Annotated in this window: 14 protein-coding genes; 7 read left to right on the top strand and 7 right to left on the bottom strand. The window is 71.6% G+C overall.

The window, feature by feature from the left end; all coding sequences use genetic code 11:
- The first annotated feature begins 12 nt into the window (after positions 1–12).
- Entirely contained in the window at positions 13–1,488 is a 1,476-nt protein-coding gene (locus AB5J55_RS07935) for a cytochrome P450 (RefSeq protein WP_369269964.1), read from the top strand.
- Here the strand turns inward: AB5J55_RS07935 and AB5J55_RS07930 are convergent.
- Positions 1,482–2,456, bottom strand: a complete 975-nt coding sequence (locus tag AB5J55_RS07930; protein WP_369269963.1) for an RluA family pseudouridine synthase — start codon at positions 2,454–2,456, stop codon at positions 1,482–1,484. The genes AB5J55_RS07935 and AB5J55_RS07930 overlap by 7 nt on opposite strands.
- A 67-nt stretch (positions 2,457–2,523) precedes the next feature.
- Between AB5J55_RS07930 and AB5J55_RS07925 the strand changes: the two genes are divergently transcribed.
- Positions 2,524–3,105, top strand: a complete 582-nt coding sequence (locus AB5J55_RS07925) for a GNAT family N-acetyltransferase (protein WP_369269962.1) — start codon at positions 2,524–2,526, stop codon at positions 3,103–3,105.
- A 33-nt stretch (positions 3,106–3,138) separates the two neighbouring features.
- On the opposite strand, the gene AB5J55_RS07920 is transcribed toward AB5J55_RS07925, so the two are convergent.
- The 3 genes from AB5J55_RS07920 to AB5J55_RS07910 form a co-directional block, all read right to left on the bottom strand.
- Positions 3,139–4,695, bottom strand: coding sequence for an amino acid permease (locus tag AB5J55_RS07920; RefSeq protein ID WP_369269961.1), 1,557 nt, complete (start codon positions 4,693–4,695; stop codon positions 3,139–3,141).
- Positions 4,696–4,938: 243 nt separating this feature from the next.
- Positions 4,939–5,784, bottom strand: coding sequence for a siderophore-interacting protein (locus AB5J55_RS07915; RefSeq protein ID WP_369269960.1), 846 nt, complete (start codon positions 5,782–5,784; stop codon positions 4,939–4,941).
- Positions 5,785–5,954: 170 nt separating this feature from the next.
- Positions 5,955–6,884 carry a 5'-3' exonuclease H3TH domain-containing protein gene (locus AB5J55_RS07910; protein WP_369276127.1) on the bottom strand — a complete coding sequence of 310 codons (930 nt, stop codon included), beginning with the start codon at positions 6,882–6,884 and terminating at the stop codon, positions 5,955–5,957.
- A 171-nt stretch (positions 6,885–7,055) separates the two neighbouring features.
- Here AB5J55_RS07910 and AB5J55_RS07905 point away from each other — a divergent pair, with 171 nt between their 5' ends.
- The 4 genes from AB5J55_RS07905 (at position 7,056) to AB5J55_RS07890 (ending at position 11,773) form a co-directional block, all read left to right on the top strand.
- Entirely contained in the window at positions 7,056–8,132 is a 1,077-nt protein-coding gene (locus AB5J55_RS07905) for a glycine betaine/L-proline ABC transporter ATP-binding protein (RefSeq protein ID WP_369269959.1), read from the top strand.
- The gene (locus AB5J55_RS07900; protein WP_369269958.1) at positions 8,125–9,948 is read left to right on the top strand and encodes an ABC transporter permease/substrate binding protein; all 1,824 of its coding nucleotides are present in this window, start codon (positions 8,125–8,127) and stop codon (positions 9,946–9,948) included. Before AB5J55_RS07905 ends, AB5J55_RS07900 begins: the two co-directional genes overlap by 8 nt.
- Before the next feature lie 533 nt (positions 9,949–10,481).
- Positions 10,482–11,051 (top strand): helix-turn-helix domain-containing protein, encoded by a 570-nt coding sequence (locus AB5J55_RS07895; protein WP_369269957.1) that lies wholly within the window; start codon positions 10,482–10,484, stop codon positions 11,049–11,051.
- Positions 11,051–11,773, top strand: coding sequence for a helical backbone metal receptor (locus AB5J55_RS07890; protein WP_369269956.1), 723 nt, complete (start codon positions 11,051–11,053; stop codon positions 11,771–11,773). Before AB5J55_RS07895 ends, AB5J55_RS07890 begins: the two co-directional genes overlap by 1 nt.
- On the opposite strand, the gene AB5J55_RS07885 is transcribed toward AB5J55_RS07890, so the two are convergent.
- Entirely contained in the window at positions 11,685–12,809 is a 1,125-nt protein-coding gene (locus AB5J55_RS07885) for a TDT family transporter (RefSeq protein ID WP_369269955.1), read from the bottom strand. The genes AB5J55_RS07890 and AB5J55_RS07885 overlap by 89 nt on opposite strands.
- 70 nt (positions 12,810–12,879) lie before the next feature.
- On the opposite strand from AB5J55_RS07885, the gene AB5J55_RS07880 reads away from it, so the two are divergent.
- Positions 12,880–13,803, top strand: coding sequence for a LysR family transcriptional regulator (locus AB5J55_RS07880; RefSeq protein WP_369269954.1), 924 nt, complete (start codon positions 12,880–12,882; stop codon positions 13,801–13,803).
- 216 nt (positions 13,804–14,019) lie between these two features.
- Here the strand turns inward: AB5J55_RS07880 and AB5J55_RS07875 are convergent, their stop codons facing one another.
- Both AB5J55_RS07875 and eat read right to left on the bottom strand, forming a co-directional pair.
- Complete coding sequence (locus AB5J55_RS07875; protein ID WP_369276126.1) at positions 14,020–14,712, bottom strand: gamma-glutamyl-gamma-aminobutyrate hydrolase family protein; 693 nt, start codon at positions 14,710–14,712, stop codon at positions 14,020–14,022.
- Positions 14,713–14,738: 26 nt separating this feature from the next.
- Positions 14,739–16,184 carry an ethanolamine permease gene (gene eat / locus AB5J55_RS07870; RefSeq protein WP_369269953.1) on the bottom strand — a complete coding sequence of 482 codons (1,446 nt, stop codon included), beginning with the start codon at positions 16,182–16,184 and terminating at the stop codon, positions 14,739–14,741.
- Positions 16,185–16,243 lie beyond the last annotated feature (59 nt).

Genomic DNA, 16,243 nt, shown 5'->3' with positions numbered 1-16,243 from the left:
GGAGCGACCCCTGTGATGCCTGAATCCCATTCCACGACCGGTACGCACGACTCCCTGTCCACCCCGCCGCCCGGCTGCCCCGCCCACGGTCTCGGACTCGGCCCCGGCGGACTGCACCGGCTCCACGAGGCGGAGGACCTGAGCGAGCTGTACGAGCAACTGCGCGAGCAGCACGGCCCGGTGGCGCCCGTGCTCCTCCACGACGACGTGCCGATGTGGGTGGTCCTCGGCCACACCGAGAACCTGCACATGGTGCGCACGCCCTCGCAGTTCTGCCGGGACAGCCGCATCTGGAGCCCGCTCCTGGAGGGCCGGGTCAAGCCCGATCACCCGCTGATGCCGCACATCGCCTGGCAGCCGATCTGCTCCCACGCGGAAGGCGACGAACACCTGCGGCTGCGCAGCGCGGTGACCGGCGCCATGTCCACCATCGACCACCGCGGTATGCGCCGGCACATCAACCGTTCCACGCAGCGCCTCGTCAACCGCTTCTGCGAGGAGGGCCGCGCCGACCTGGTCAGCCAGTTCGCCGAGCACCTCCCGATGGCCGTGATGTGCGAGATCCTCGGCATGCCCGACGAGTACAACGACCGAATCGTCGAGGCCGCCCGCGACATGCTCAAGGGCACCGAGACCGCGATCGCCAGCAACGCGTACATCATGGACGCGCTGATGCGGCTCACGGCCAAGCGCCGGGCCCAGCCGGAGGAGGACTTCGCGACCCACCTCATCAACCACCCGGCACGGCTCACCGACGACGAGATCGGCCAGCACCTGCGGGTCGTGCTCATCGCGGCCTACGAGGCCACCACCAACCTCCTGGCCAACGTGCTGCGTGTGGTCCTCACCGACCCGCGGTTCCGCGCCCAGCTCAGCGGCGGCCAGATGACGGTTCCCCAGGCGGTCGAGCAGTCCCTGTGGGACGAACCGCCGTTCAGCACCGTCTTCGCCTACTTCGCCAAGCAGGACACCGAGCTCGGCGGCCAGCGCATCCGCCAGGGCGACGGGCTCCTCTTCGCCCCCGCCCCGGGCAACGTCGACCCGCGGGTGCGGCCCGACCTGTCCGCCAACATGATGGGCAACCGTTCCCACCTCGCCTTCGGTGGCGGACCGCACGAGTGCCCCGGCGCGGACATCGGCCGTGCGATCGCCGAAGTCGGCGTCGACGCGCTCCTGATGCGTCTGCCCGACGTCGAACTCGACTGCGACGAGGACGACTTGCAGTGGCGGCAGTCGATCGCCTCGGCCCACCTGGTGGAGATGCCGGCCCGCTTCGCGCCGAAGCCGCCGCAGGACATCAAGCAGCGGCCCGGTCGCGCCCCGGTCTCGCCGCAGCGCCCGACCTGGCACGTGGGCACCCCGCAGGCACAGCCGGCCGGCGCACCGGCAGCCCAGCCGGTCGCACCGCAACAGCCCGTGCCGACCCCGCAACCGGTCCGCCCGAAGGGCGCCTGGCGGCGCTTCCTGGTGTGGTGGCGCGGTTACTGAGCCGACTCGGTATGCGGCTCGTCAGCCGCCCAGTCGCCGTACGAGGCCCAGGCTTCGAGGGTCCTCGTGCTGCGGAACCGGTGTTCCGTCCCCGTGACCGGGTCGGTGAACTCCAGGGCTCGCGCCAGCAGTTGGAGCGGGCGCCGGAAGTCGTCGGCCGGGACGGGGGCGGTCACCGCCGGGTAGAGCGGGTCGCCGAGGATCGGTACGCCCAGGGCGCTCATATGGACCCGCAGCTGATGCGTCTGCCCGGTGGCGGGCGCCAGCCGGTAGCGGGCCAGTCCGTCGGCTCGGTGCTCGACGAGCTCGACCCCGGTGACGGCGTTCGGCTCGCCCTCGATCTCCTGGGCGGCGAGCACCCCGCGCTCCTTCAGGATGCGGCTGCGCACGGTCCGGGGCAGGGCGAGCGCGGGATCGTACGGCGCCACCGCCTCGTACTCCTTGCGCACCAGCTTGTCCCGGAACAGCGTCTGATACGCGCCGCGCTCCTCGGGCCGCACCGTGAACAGGACCAGTCCGGCGGTGAGCCGGTCGAGCCGGTGAGCGGCGCCCAGGGCCGGGATGCCCAGCTCCCGGCGCAGCCGCGCCAGCGCGGTCTGGGTGACATGGCCGCCGCGCGGAGTGGTGGCGAGGAAGTGCGGCTTGTCGGCGACGACGATGTGCTCGTCGCGATGGACGACGTCCACCGCGAACGGTACCGACACCTCCGCGGGCAGCTCCCGGTGGAACCACACGAACATCCCCGGCGCATACGCCGCGTCCGGCGCCAGCGCCTTTCCGTCCGCCCCGACGACCCGCCCCGCCTCGAACATCCTTGCGACGATGCCGGGCCCGGCCCCCGCGAGCCGCTCCACCAGATGCTCCCGCACGGTCGCCCAGGCCCCGTCGAAGGGCAGGCGCACCCGCACGGCGTCGATCCCATCGCGCTGCGGCAGGGGAGAGGGCGGGGGCTGGGGGCGGCGTCTCATCGCGGTCAAGCGTACGGCGCCGGAAAACCCGTTGGGCCTGTCCGCTCGGATTGGCAGGATCCCGCACATGCCCTTCCTGACCAGCCCCGTCCTGCCCGTCGGAACCCTCGCCCGCATCCCGCAGCCCACGCTCCCCACCGCTGACGGCCTGCTCCTGCGCCCGTGGCGGCCCGAGGACGCGCCCGCCGTGCACGCCGCCTTCCAGGACCCGGTGATGCACCAGTGGCACGCGCGGGCCGCCGACTCCGTGGCCGAGGTCAGCGGCTGGATCGAGGAGTGGCTGACCGCCTGGACCGAGGAGCGGGCACCGCAATGGGCCGTCGTCGACGCGGAGAGCGACCGGCTGCTCGGGCGCGTGGCCCTGCGTGAGATCCGCCTCGACGACGGCACGGCCGAGGTCGCGTACTGGACCACCGCCGAGGCCCGGGGCCGGGGCGTCGCGGCACGCGCCGCGACCACCCTGGCCCGCTGGGCGCTCGACGACATCGGCTTCCATCGCCTCGAACTGCTGCACGCGATCCGCAACGAGGCGTCCTGCCGTGTCGCCGGCAAGGCCGGCTTCCTCCTGGAGGGCACCAAGCGCAGCTCCGCCCTGCACCGGGACGGCTGGCACGACATGCATCTGCACGCGCGCGTGCAGGGCGACTGACCAAACGCTTCGACGCGCAGGCCACGCGCCCGGCTATCCGGCCGCTTCCCCAACCGCCGCCTCCGGTACGGCCGTCGAGACCGCGCCGCGCCGGCGGTAAGCCCGGAATCCCACTCCGGCGACCACCGTCACGCCCAGGAACAGCACGGTGAAGTACTGGAAGTACCAGTGCCCGCCCGCCGGGTCGTACACCGCCGCCCGCGGCCAGGCGAGGTTGACGGTCATGACGAGGCCGTACAGGAGCGCGAGTGCGTTGACCGGGATGCCCCAGCGGCCCAGGGAGAACAGGGGGTTGCCCGTCTCGTCAGTGCCGTCGGCGGTGAAGCGGCCGCGCAGGCGCGCCACCAGCAGCGGGCCGGTGACCATCGCGTACGCCAGGTACAGCAGCACGATGCAGGTCGTGCCGATGGCCAGGAACGCCTCCGGCGAGGCGAAGTTGAGCAGCAGCAGGGCGGCCGCGAGGGCGCCGACCACCACGGCGGGTGCGCCGGGCATCCCGGTGCGCGGATTGACCCGGGCGAGGCGGCGGGAGAAGGGGAGTTGGCCGTCGCGGGCCATCGAGAACAGCATCCGGCAGGCCGCCGTCTGGATGGCGAGGGTCGCCACGGTGATGGCCACGACCACGTCGGCCAGCAGGGCCCTGCCCACGCCGTCGCCCAGGCTGCTCGTCAGGACGTAGCTCAGGCCGTCGACCGCCAGCCGGCCGTCGGTGAGGCTGGGCGCTGCGAGCAGTCCGCCGAGGACGAGCAGGCCACCGAGCAGGCCGGCGGCACCGAGCGCGGTGAGGATGGTGCGGGGCGCGGTGCGGCGCGGGTGGTGTGTCTCCTCGCTCATCTCGCCCGCGCTGTCGAAGCCGATCAGCACGTACGCCGCCGTGAACGAGCCGACCAGCAGCGCGCCCAGCAGGCCCGACTCGGCGCCCGTGGTGTGGAAGGTGATGCCGGGGGTGCGCTCGGAGTGGGTCAGCAGCAGCACGACGATCAGTACGGCGCCGATGATCTCGGCGGTCACACCGACCCGGTTGATCACCGACATGACGCGGTTGTCGAGGAGGTTCACCAGCGTGGTGAGCGTCAGCAGGACGACGCCGAGCAGCGCCGCGTTCGCCGCGCCGTCCGCCGAAGTCGGCGCGGGGTCGGTGCCGATCAGCTGGAAGCCGGACCAGAGTGCGGGCAGCACCATCTGCAGGGCCAGTGCCGCCGCCGCGACCACCACGATCTGCCCGATCACCATGACCCAGCCGGCGAACCAGCCGAAGGTGACGTTCGACAGCCGTGACGACCACTGGTAGATCGCGCCCGAGATCGGATAGCGCGCGGCCAGCTCCGCGAAGCAGGCGGCCACCAGCAGCTGCCCGGCGAGCACCACCGGCCAGGCCCAGAAGAAGACGGGGCCGCCGAACGCGTACCCGAACGCGAAGAACTGGAAGACGGTCGTCAGTACGGAGATGAAGGAGAAGCCCGCAGCGAAGGACGCGTACCGGCCGAGACTGCGATGCAGTTCCTGCCGGTAGCCGAACGCGGCGAGGGAGCCCGCGTCGGGGTCGTGCGGTGGGTCGGGGCGGACGTCGGCGGGGATGGTGCTCGTCATGGCGGCAACCTGCTTTCGCACAGCGGCGCGAGAGTTCCTGTCGGGCGACAGAAATTAGGGACGGGCTGTTTCGTCCGCATGACGTGGGCATGTCCGGGGCGGGCCCAAGTCCTCACGCCGCCGAGCGCCTCGCGATCGTCCGGGGAGGGTGCTCGCGAACGTCCGGGCAGGAGACTCGCGAGCGTCCGGGCACAGTGAAGGGGCGGCACCTTCGAAGGTGCCGCCCCTTGGTGGTGCGCAGGCCTACGCAGCCGGTGCCGACCCCTCCTGCTCCGCCTCGATCCGCGCGTTCCAGTCCCGCTTGGAGGCCTGCCAGCCGTCCTCGTCGTGACCGAGGCGCCAGTAGCCGGAGATCGACAAGTCCTCGCGGGGCATGCCGCCCTCGACCCGCAACAGCTGACGCAGTTCCTTCACGAAGTGCGCCTCGCCGTGCACGAACGCGTGCACCCGGCCCTCGGGGAACTCCAGCGTGCGCACGGCCTCGACCAGGGCCTCGCCGACGGGACGCGAGCCGCGGTGCAGCCAGACGACCTCGACGTCGGAGTCGATCTTCTGCTCCTCCTCGGGCCCGGCGATCTCCACGAAGGCGTACGCCTTGGCCCCGCCGGGCAGCGATTCGAGGGAGCGGGCGATCGCGGGCAGCGCGCTCTCGTCCCCCGCGAGCAGATGCCAGTCGGCCTCCGGATCGGGGGCGTAGGCGCCGCCGGGGCCCATGAAGCGCACGGTCTCGCCCGGCTGGGCGCGCATCGCCCACGGGCCGGCCAGGCCCTCGTCGCCGTGCAGCACGAAGTCCAGCGTCAGCTCACGGTGCTCGGGGTCCCACGCGCGCACGGTGTACGTCCGCGTCACCGGCCACTGCTCGCGCGGCAGCTCCTCGCGGATGCGCTCCAGGTCGAAGGGCTCGGGATAGCTCACGCCCGTGGGGGAGAACAGCATCTTCACGTAATGGTCGGTGCACGTGTCCGCCGCGAATTCGGCGAGCCCGTCGCCACCCAGCACCACACGCTGCATGTGCGGGGTCAGCCGTTCGGTGCGGATGACCTGCGCGCTGTGGGGCTTCCGCGGCTTGCGGGCAGGGCGTAGTGCCATCACTGGCCTCCCTCGTTCCAAGCTTAGGTTTACCTAAGTTAGCATCTCCCCCTGGCGAATGCCGCTATGAACGTTCATGAAATGGTGCATGTCGCGCACGCAGGGACCGACTTCCCCACGCCACGAGCCCCATGCGCGCGATCGGGACGCCCTGTGCGCCCCCGGTGTCCTCACGCCCCCAGGGTCACCAGCAGCCGCTGCAGCGACCCGCCCAGGCCCCACCGAACCGCCAGCTCGTCCAGCCCCGCCGGATCCCGGGGCGTACGCGGCAGCGTCGTGTCGACGTCGGGCAGCGGGACGTCGGCCGCGACCCGCACGACCGTCGGGGCGACGGCGACGTACGGCCGGGACTCGTCCAGCCGCTTGCGCTGCGAGGGCGTGAGCTTCGCCTTCCGGTCGTCGACCGCCGCCATGATCCCGGCCAGGTCGCCGAACTCGGCGAGCAGCTTCGCGGCCGTCTTCTCGCCGATCCCGGGCACGCCCGGCAGGCCGTCGCTCGGGTCGCCGCGCAGGAGCGCCAGATCCGCGTACCCGCGGCCGTCCACGCCGTACTTCTCCCGCAGCCACGCCTCGTCGGTGAGCTGGAGGGTGCCCACGCCCTTGAGCGGGTACAGCACCCGGATCCCGCGCGCGTCGTCCACCAGCTGGTACAGGTCGCGGTCGCCGGTGACGATGTCGACCGGGCCCTTCGCCCGCGCGGTGAACGTGCCGATCACGTCGTCGGCCTCGTACCCCTCGACCCCCACGCGCGCGATGCCGAGGGCGTCCAGGACCTCCTCGATGACCGGCACCTGCGGCGACAGGGTGTCGGGCACCTCCTCCTCGTCCGGTCCCGCCTCGCGCTCCTCGGCGACGCGGTGCGCCTTGTAGGAGGGGATCAGATCGACCCGCCACTGGGGCCGCCAGTCGGCGTCCATGCAGGCCACCAGGGCGTCCGGGCGGTGGTCCTTGACCAGGCGGTCGATGAAGTCGAGGAGCCCGCGCACGGCGTTCACCGGCGTGCCGTCCGGGGCCTTCACCGAGTCCGGGACGCCGAAGTAGGCGCGGAAGTAGAGCGAGGCGGTGTCGAGGAGCATCAGTCGTCCGGTCACGCCACGCATCATGCCGTACCGCACTGACAGTGGCCCCGACCGACAGCGGCTGTGGCCTGGACCACTTGCGCGTTTGTGTCCGGGGAAGGCGGGCAGGCGCGCTCCCGGAGTGACGTCGCTTGCGTATTCAACTGTTGCGCCCGTCACTCCCTTCCTTTGCCGTCGAGACAAGAGGTACACGTGTCATCCAGGCTAGAAGCCGAACAGCTCTACAAGGTGTTCGGCAGACGACCGGACGAGGCCGTAGCGAGGCTCCGCCAGGGAACCGACCGGGAGGAACTGCGCGCGGACGGCACCACCGCCGCCGTCATCGACGCCTCCTTCACCGTGGAGCCGGGCCAGATCTTCGTCGTCATGGGCCTGTCCGGGTCCGGCAAGTCCACGCTGCTGCGCATGCTCAACGGGCTGCTGGAGCCGACCGCGGGTCACGTCCGCTTCGACGGCCAGGACCTGACCGCGATCAGTGACCGCGAGCTGCGCGAGGTCCGCGCGAAGAAGATCAGCATGGTCTTCCAGCACTTCGCGCTCTTCCCGCACCGCAGTGTGCTGGAGAACGCCGCCTACGGCCTGGCCGTGCAGGGCGTGCCCCGCGCCGAGCGCGAGAAGCGCGCCGGCGAGGCGCTGGCCCTGTGCGGTCTGGCCGGGTGGGAGAAGTCCTGGCCCGACGAGCTGTCCGGCGGCATGCAGCAGCGCGTGGGCCTCGCCCGCGCGCTCGCCACCGACGCCGACCTGCTCCTCATGGACGAGTCCTTCAGCGCGCTCGACCCGCTGATCCGCCGCGACATGCAGGACCAGCTGCTGGAGCTGCAACGCTCCCTGAAGAAGACGATCGTCTTCATCACCCACGACCTCAACGAGGCCATGCGCCTGGGCGACCGCATCGCCGTCATGCGCGACGGCCGCATCGTGCAGACCGGCACGGCCGAGGACATCCTCCTGCGCCCGGAGAACGACTACGTCGCCTCCTTCATCCAGGACGTCGACCGCTCCCGCGTGCTCACCGCGAGCGCCCTCATGGACAGCACGGTCACCGCCGACGCCCCCCTGTGCGCCTGCGAGACCGCGACCGGCGAGACGACCTTCGCGGAGCTGTGCGCCATCAGCGCCCGGCTGTCGCACCGCGTCTCGGTCGTGGACGCGGACAACAAGGTCATAGGCGTCGTGCCGCGGCAGCGGCTGGTCGGCTTCCTCGGCGACGAGAGTGCCGATCCCGCGCCCTGCGACACCCCGGACGGGAAGGTGGCCGCCCGTGCCTAGGCTGAATCTCGGCGACTGGGTCGACTCCGGCGTGGACTGGCTCGTCACCCACATGTCCTGGCTCTTCGACGCGATCAAGGCGGTCGTCGAGGGCATGTACGACGCCGTCAACGCGGTCCTGACCGCCCCCGAACCCCTGCTCCTCGCGGGCATCCTCGCCGTGCTGGCCTGGTGGCTGCGCGGCCTGGTCCCCGGCGTCCTGGCCTTCGCCGGCTTCGCACTGGTCGACTCGCTCGAACTGTGGGACAAGGCCATGTCGACGCTGGCCCTGGTGCTGGTCGCGACCGTGATCGCCCTGGTGATCTCGATCCCGCTGGGCATCTGGGCGGCCCGCTCCAAGGCGGTCAGCGCGGCCGTACGGCCCGTCCTGGACCTGCTCCAGACGATGCCGTCGATGGTGCTGCTGATCCCGGCCATCCTCTTCTTCGGCCTGGGCACCGCCGCCGGCGTCATCGCCACCCTGATCTTCGCGCTCGCGCCCGGCGTCCGCATGACCGAGCTCGGCATCCGCCAGGTCGACGCGGAACTGGTCGAGGCCGCCGAGGCGTTCGGCACCGCGCCGCGCGACACCCTGCTGCGGGTCCAGCTGCCGCTCGCCCTGCCGACCATCATGGCCGGCATCAACCAGGTGATCATGCTGAGCCTGTCGATGGTCGTCATCGCCGGCATGGTCGGCACCGGCGGCCTCGGCGGCGCGGTCAACGAGGCCATCGGCCAGCTCGACATCGGCTTCGGCTTCGAGGCGGGCGTCGGCATCGTCGTCCTCGCCATCTACCTGGACCGCATCACCGGCGCACTCGGCGCCCAGATCTCCCCGCTCGGCCGCCGTGCCGCCGCCAAGGCCCGCGCCACGGGCGGCGTCAAGGTCTGGAACCACCGGCCCCGCCCGGTCGTCGCCGTCGCGGGCGTTGCCGTCCTGGCCCTGGTCGCGGGCGGCCTGGGTGTCTTCGGCCCCTCCGCGGGCACCGCCGAGGCCTCCGCCACGAACGTCGGCAAGGGCAAGGAGATCAAGCTCGGCTACATCCCCTGGGACGAGGGCATCGCCTCCACGTTCCTGTGGAAGGAGCTGCTGGAACGCCGCGGCTTCGAGGTCACCACCAGCCAGTACTCCGCAGGCCCTCTCTACACGGGCCTCGCCACCGGCCAGATCGACTTCGAGACGGACTCCTGGCTGCCCACCACGCACGCCGAGTACTGGACGAAGTACGGCAAGCAGCTCGAGGACCTCGGCTCCTGGTACGGCCCCACCTCACTGGAGCTCAGCGTCCCGTCGTACGTCAAGGGCGTCGACTCCATGGAGGACCTCAAGAACAACGCCTCCAAGTTCAAGGGCAAGATCATCGGCATCGAGCCGAGCGCCGGAATGATGGGCCTGCTCAAGGACAAGGTCCTCAAGGAGTACGGCCTGGAGGACTCGTACGAGGTCGTCGACGGCTCGACGCCCGCGATGCTGGCCGAGCTCAAGCGCGCGTACGCCAAGAAGGAGCCCATCGCCGTCACGCTCTGGTCGCCGCACTGGGCGTACAGCGACTACGACCTGACGAAGCTCAAGGACCCCAAGGGTGCCTGGGGCAAGGGCGACGGCGTGCACACGCTCGCCCGCAAGGGCTTCGCCGACGACAACCCCGAGGTCGGCAAGTGGCTGAAGGACTTCTCCATGACGGAGAAGCAGCTCACCAGCCTGGAGTCGCAGATCACCAAGGCCGGCAAGGGCAAGGAGCAGGACGCCGTCCGCTCCTGGCTGAAGCAGAACCCGGGCCTGGTGGACAAGTGGGCTCCGGTCGCCGGGTCGCAGAAGAGCCAGGCGGCCGGGTGACCTGACAGCCCCGGACCGCCGCCCGAGGGGTGGGTCTCGCCGTACGTCTTCCCCTGCGTACGACGGACCCACCCCTCGCGGTATGCGGGCCCGCATAGGCACATGGCATGCCTACGAAAAGGATCCGGCCAACCACGCAGCGCTACCCCACCACCCGAGCCCGGCCCTGCCAACTCCGCGCTCCCGGCACCGATTTCAAGGCCGGTCCTGCACCCCCACACAACCCAGCTGACCAGGCGCTTCACCCCGCATGAGGCGAGGGAGCACGGGCAGCCCCGACGCATTGAACCGAACAACGACTCTCGCGTGCTGAGCGGGAGTCAGGGGCGGCACGAGGGTACCCGGCATATCGGCGGAGCCGATCCACTGGCGCGAACCGGTGGGTCGTACTCCCCCCGACGTGTCGTCGATGTGACAGGCGCATGAAACGGTTTGCCGAACATGCGTAGGGTGCAGAGAACTCAACAGAAGGTGTGCGCCGGGCGGCGGGCGCGAGGACCGTGGACCGACGAGCGAAGGAGGGAGCCGGAGCGATGGGCGACCACAAAGAACAGCCCCTTCGGGTGGGCGCGGCCGTGCGCCGGCGCCGTCGCGCTCTCGAGCTCACCCTCGCCGTCGTGGCCGAGCGCAGCGGCCTGTCGGTGCCCTTCCTGAGCCAGGTCGAGAACGACCGGGCACGCCCCAGCAGAAGCTCCCTCGAAAAGGTCGCCGACGCGTTGCGCACGACCGCCGTCGAACTCCTCGCCGCAGCCGACCCGGCATGCAGTGTCGACGTGGTTCGAGCCGATGGCAGCGAGTGGGGGCCCGACCCCCGGGTGCGTTCCCTGGTGCGGGGTCACCACCAGATGCACGCCTCGGAGTTCACCGGCGACCATGACGCGGGCCGTGAATTCCAGTACCGCAACGACCAGTTGATGTACGTCGCCGACGGTGCCGTCGAGATCGAGGCGGAGGGCCGCGCGTACCGCCTCGGCCGCGGCGACACCCTGTACCTCACCGGCGGGGTGCGCCACCGCTGGCGGGCGACCGTGCCGGACACGCGCGTGGTCGTCGTCGCGGTGGCCGAACACATCGAGGCGGTCCGGGACCGGCCGGGGCGCTGATGCGCGTCGTCTCGCTGGTGCCGTCGCTGACCGAGGCCGTCGCCACCTCGGCCGCCCCCGGCGTCCTCGTCGGCGCCACGGACTGGTGCAGCCACCCCGCAGGCCTGGACGTCACCCGTGTCGGCGGCACCAAGAACCCCAAGGTCGACCGCATCGTCGCCCTCGCCCCCGACCTCGTGATCGCCAACGAGGAGGAGAACCGCGAGCCCGACCTCGCCGCCCTGCGCGCGGCCGGCATCGAGGTTCTGGTGACCGAGGTACGGGACGTGCCGCAGGCCTTCGGTGAGCTGGCGCGGGTCCTGGCGGCATGCGGAGTGGAGGCCCGCCCACGGTGGCTGGACGAGGCCGAGCAGTCATGGTCGTCACTCCCGCCCCCGGACCGCCGTACGACGGCCGTCGTCCCGATCTGGCGGCGCCCCTGGATGGTGCTGGGCCGCGACACCTTCGCGGGCGACGTCCTGGCCCGCCTTGGCGTGGACCACCTGTACGCGGCGCACGAGGACCGCTACCCGCGCATCCCCCTGGACGACCTGCGCGCAGCGGCCCCCGACGTCGTCGTCCTCCCCGACGAGCCGTACCGCTTCACCGCCGACGACGGCCCGGAGGCGTTTGCCGGCCTGCCCTGCGCGCTGGTCAGCGGACGGCACCTGACGTGGTACGGCCCGTCACTTGCCGACGCACCACGGACGCTGTCCGAGGCCCTGCGAGCAGCGCGCCGCTGAGCAGACCGCGCGCGGTGCACACGGAGGTCACGATCCAGGCGCCGACGAGTACGGCGTACAGCCCGACGGCGAGCGCCTCGTAGACGACGAGCCCGGTGTGCCTGCCCAGTGCCTCGGCGCCGGTCACGCATGTGCCGACCGGGAAGGTGAACGCCCACCATGTCATCGCGAAGCCCATGCCGTGCCGCCGGGCGCGCACGACATGGGCCGTGGCGAGCCCGAACCACAGCAGCGCGAAGCCCATGACGGGGACGCCGTACAGGACGGCGAGAATGCCGAAACCCTCGCTGTACGGATCCGGGACCACGCCCGGGGCGACGTCCGCGAAGATGCCGACGGCGGTGGTGGACTGCCCGAGGGGACCCAGTACCAGGAACAGCGTCGGAGTGAGGACGAGGGGCAGGGGACCGCCCGTGATCAGCCGTGCGAAGACGATCGGCAGCATCAGCAGGGTGGCGAGCAGACTGAGCCCGAACATCGCGAAGCAGGCGAGCAGCAGCGTCTCCCGGGCCTGCCCGGCCGGCAGATGCGGCACGAGCAGCGGCCCGAGCGCGGCGGACACCATGGGCGCGACGAGCGGCAGCAGCCACACGGGCGTGGCCTGCGAGGGCTCGATGCGATGGCGTACGGCCATCAGATACGGCACGGCGATCGCGGCAGCCAGCCCGATGACCGTACCGGCGCTGAACAGCACGGCGTCGAGCGCGACGGCTGCCCCGGTCCCGATCCAGTCCCGCCCGACGGTGATCGCACCGCCGCCGACCGCCAGCAGGGCCATGGCGAGGCAACCGTAGAAGGGCGCCGTGGCCGGGTCGAGGAGGTGGGCGCGGGCCTGGTCACGGTGGTGGATCCAGTGCAGGGCGCGGGCCGCGAGCAGGGTGGCGAGGAGGACGAGGGAGAGCGCCCAGACGGCCGTGCAGACGGTACGCAGACCGGGGACGTGGACCGGCAGCCCGGCTCCGGCGGTGGCGACGGCGGCGGTGCCCATGACGGCGGCGTACCAATTGGGTCCGAGATGACGGACAGCGGTGACCATGTGCTCAGCGTCGCGTGCTGTGTGGTCCACGACCAGGGAGTTTGCCTCTATGAGCACATAAACTGGGCTTATGACAGAGGCGGCGGAGGGGCAGTTTCGCGCGGGAACCCTGGCACATCGCGTTCCGGATCTCGGCGCGCTGGAGTTGCTGCTGGCGGTGGCGCGGCTCGGGAGTCTCGGTGGGGCGGCGCGTGAGCTGGGGATCACTCAGCCGGCGGCGAGCAGCCGGATCCGGTCGATGGAACGCCAGCTGGGGGTGGCGCTGGTGGACCGGTCGCCCAGAGGGTCGCGGCTCACGGACGCCGGGGCGCTGGTGACGGACTGGGCGCGGCGCATCGTGGAGGCCGCGGAGGCGTTCGACGTGGGGGCGCAGGCCTTGCGGGACCGGCGGGACTCGCGGCTGCGGGTGGCCGCCAGCATGACGATCGCGGAGTACCTGCTGCCGGGGTGGCTCCTCGCCCTGCGCGCGCAGCGCCCGGACACCGCGGTGTCCCTGCTCGCCGGGAACTCGGCGGCCGTCGCGGAGCGGCTGCTGGCCGGCGAGGCGGACCTGGGGTTCGTGGAGGGGCTCACCGTCCCCTCCGGGCTGGACTCCGTGGTCATCGCCCACGACAACCTGATCGTGGTGACAGCGCCGGGTCATGCCTGGGCCCGGCGGCGGCGCCCGCTGGAGGCGTCCGAGCTTGCGGTGACTGCGCTGATCCTCCGTGAGAAGGGTTCCGGCACGCGGCAGGTCCTCGACGTGGCGCTGGGCGGGTTGGCGCGGCCGCTGATCGAGCTGTCCTCGACGACCGCGGTCAAGGCCGCGGCGGTGAGTGGCGCGGGGCCTGCGGTGTTGAGCGAACTCGCGGTGGGTGAGGAGCTTTCGATGCGGCGCTTGGTGAGTGTGCCGGTGGCGGGGGTGTCCCTGGCGCGGGACCTGCGGGCGGTGTGGCCGACGGGGCACCGGCCGGTGGGGCCGGCGAGGGAATTGCTGTCGCTGACTCGGGGGTAGGTCCTTCGACCCCGGCCAGGGGGCGCTGCTCCCTGGGCCTGCGCTCCTCATACGCCGGAGGCTGAATTTCGGGGCCTGCGCCTTGTCGCGCCGGTCCAGGCATTCCAGCCCGTCCGGCGTTCGAGGACGAGGCCGTTCAGGCCGACAGCGGGGGGTCTGGGGGCGGCAGCCCCCAAGTACGGGACGGGTAGGGGCAGCGGGGGCGAGAATCCTCCGTCACGCACCCGCCGCCGCCTCCACCAACCCTCCCATCACCCGCACATCCACCCCCATCTCCGGATGCCACTGCACCCCCAGCACCCACCCCTCCGCCGACGGCAGTTCCACCGCCTCCACCGTCCCGTCCTCCGCATACGCCGACGCGACAAGCCCCTCGCCCAGCCGATCCACGGCCTGGTGGTGATACGCCGGCACCGACATCTCCTCAGGCACAACCCCGCCGTACAGGGTTCCCGGCACCGGCTTGACGGTGTGGCTGCCGAAGACACCCACGACCTCCGCATGCCCGTCCAGGTGCTGAACGAGCGTGCCGCCGAGGGCGACGTTGAGGAGCTGCATCCCCCGGCAGATCCCCAGCAGCGGAACCTGGTCCGCGAGCGCGGCGTCGATCAGGGCCAGCTCCCAGGCGTCCCGCTCCCGCGCCGGCGGCCCGGTGCGGGGATGCCGCTCGGCCCCGTACCGCAGCGGCTCGACGTCCGGGCCGCCCGCGATGACCAGTCCGTCAAGGCGGGCCACAGCGGCCGCGGCGTGGGCCGGGTCGTCCGGCGGCAGCATCGCGGCCAGCCCGCCCGCCCGCTGCACCAGCCGCGGATAGCCGACCGGCAGCAGCGCAGCCTCCAGCTCCCACACACCCCAGCGCGCACCGGACTCCAGATAGGTGCTGACCCCGATCAACGGCCTGCCCACGATGCTCGTACTCCTTCACAGCGAAGCGTTCAGTCCCGTGCCAACTCTGCCTCGGCCGCCGCCAGCGCCGCGAACTCCTCCTCCGGTGCCTTGGCCACCAGCCGCTTACGGCTGTAGAGGCCGAAGTACCCGACGGCCACCACGTACACCGCCAGCGCGATCAAGGCCGCCGTCACGTCCACCAGGAACGTCGCCACCAGCGCCGCGCAGGCCAGGACCAGGGCGACCGACGACGTCAGCACCCCGCCCGGTGTGCGGTACGGCCGTGCCAGCTCCGGCTCCCGGCGGCGCAGCACGATGTGCGACAGGGACATCAGCGCGTAGGAGATGGTCGCGCCGAACACAGCGATGTTCAGCATCCGCGCGCCGTCACCCGACACCGCCGCCAGCAGGAAGCCGATCGTGCCGGGCACCAGCAGGCCCAGGTACGGCGCCTTGCGGCGGCTGGTCAGGGACAGGAAGCGGGGGAGGTAGCCCGCGCGGGACAGGGCGAACAGCTGGCGCGAGCCCGCGTAGATCAGGGAAAAGAACGACGCCACCAAGCCCGCCAGGCCCGCGTAGTTCACGATGCGGCTCAGCGTCGTCGCCTCGCCGTCCGGCTGGAGCGCCTCGACCAGCGGATTGCCCGCCTCCTGGATCGCCGCGGAGCCGCGTGCGCCGGCCGCCGCGACGAAGGTCACCACGGCCAGCACCACCAGGATGGCCATCGACCAGCGGATCGCCTTCGGCAGCGTACGGGCCGGCTCCTTGGTCTCCTCGGCGGCCAGCGGCACCCCCTCGACGCCCAGGAAGAACCACATCCCGAAGGGGAACGCCGCCCAGATGCCGAGCAGCCCGAAGGGCAGCCAGGAGCTGGACCCCGCGGCCGAGGTGTCGACCGGGATGTCGTCGAGCGAGCCGAAGGAGAAGTCGGGCAGCGCCGCGAGCGCGAACACGATCAGGGCGACCACCGCGATGCCGGTGACGACGAAGCTGAAGCGCAGCGCCTCGCCGACGCCCCAGAGATGGATGCCGAGGAAGATCGCGAAGCAGACAAGGTACATCGGCCAGCCGGACTCCAGGCCGAACAGACCCAGCGACTCGACGTAGTCGCCGATGAAGATGACGATGGCGGCGGGCGCGAGGACGTACTCGATGAGGATTGCCGTGCCGGTCAGGAAGCCGCCCCAGGGGCCCAGGGCACGGCGGGCGAAGCCGTAGCCGCCGCCCGCCGTCGGCAGGATCGAGGACAGCTCGGCGAGGGCGAAGACCATGCACGCATACATCGCGCCCATGAGCACCATGGCGATCGCCAGGCCGCCGAAGCCGCCTTCCGCCAGGCCGAAATTCCAGCCGGAGTAGTCGCCGGAGACGACGTACGCGACGCCGAGGCCGGTCAGCAGCACCCAGCCGGCGCTGCCGCGGCGCAGTGCTCTGCGCTTGAGATAGTCGTCCGCCTCAGCGGCGGCGGGTGTGCTTGTGGATTCGAGGGACATGGCCAACTCCCCACGTGCGGTGGACACCGGTGCAGTTCCGGGCACGGTGGGGTCGACCG

It is taken from the genome of Streptomyces sp. R11, from assembly GCF_041051905.1.
Taxonomy (GTDB): domain Bacteria; phylum Actinomycetota; class Actinomycetes; order Streptomycetales; family Streptomycetaceae; genus Streptomyces.
This window is presented reverse-complemented; position numbering and strand designations above follow the sequence as displayed.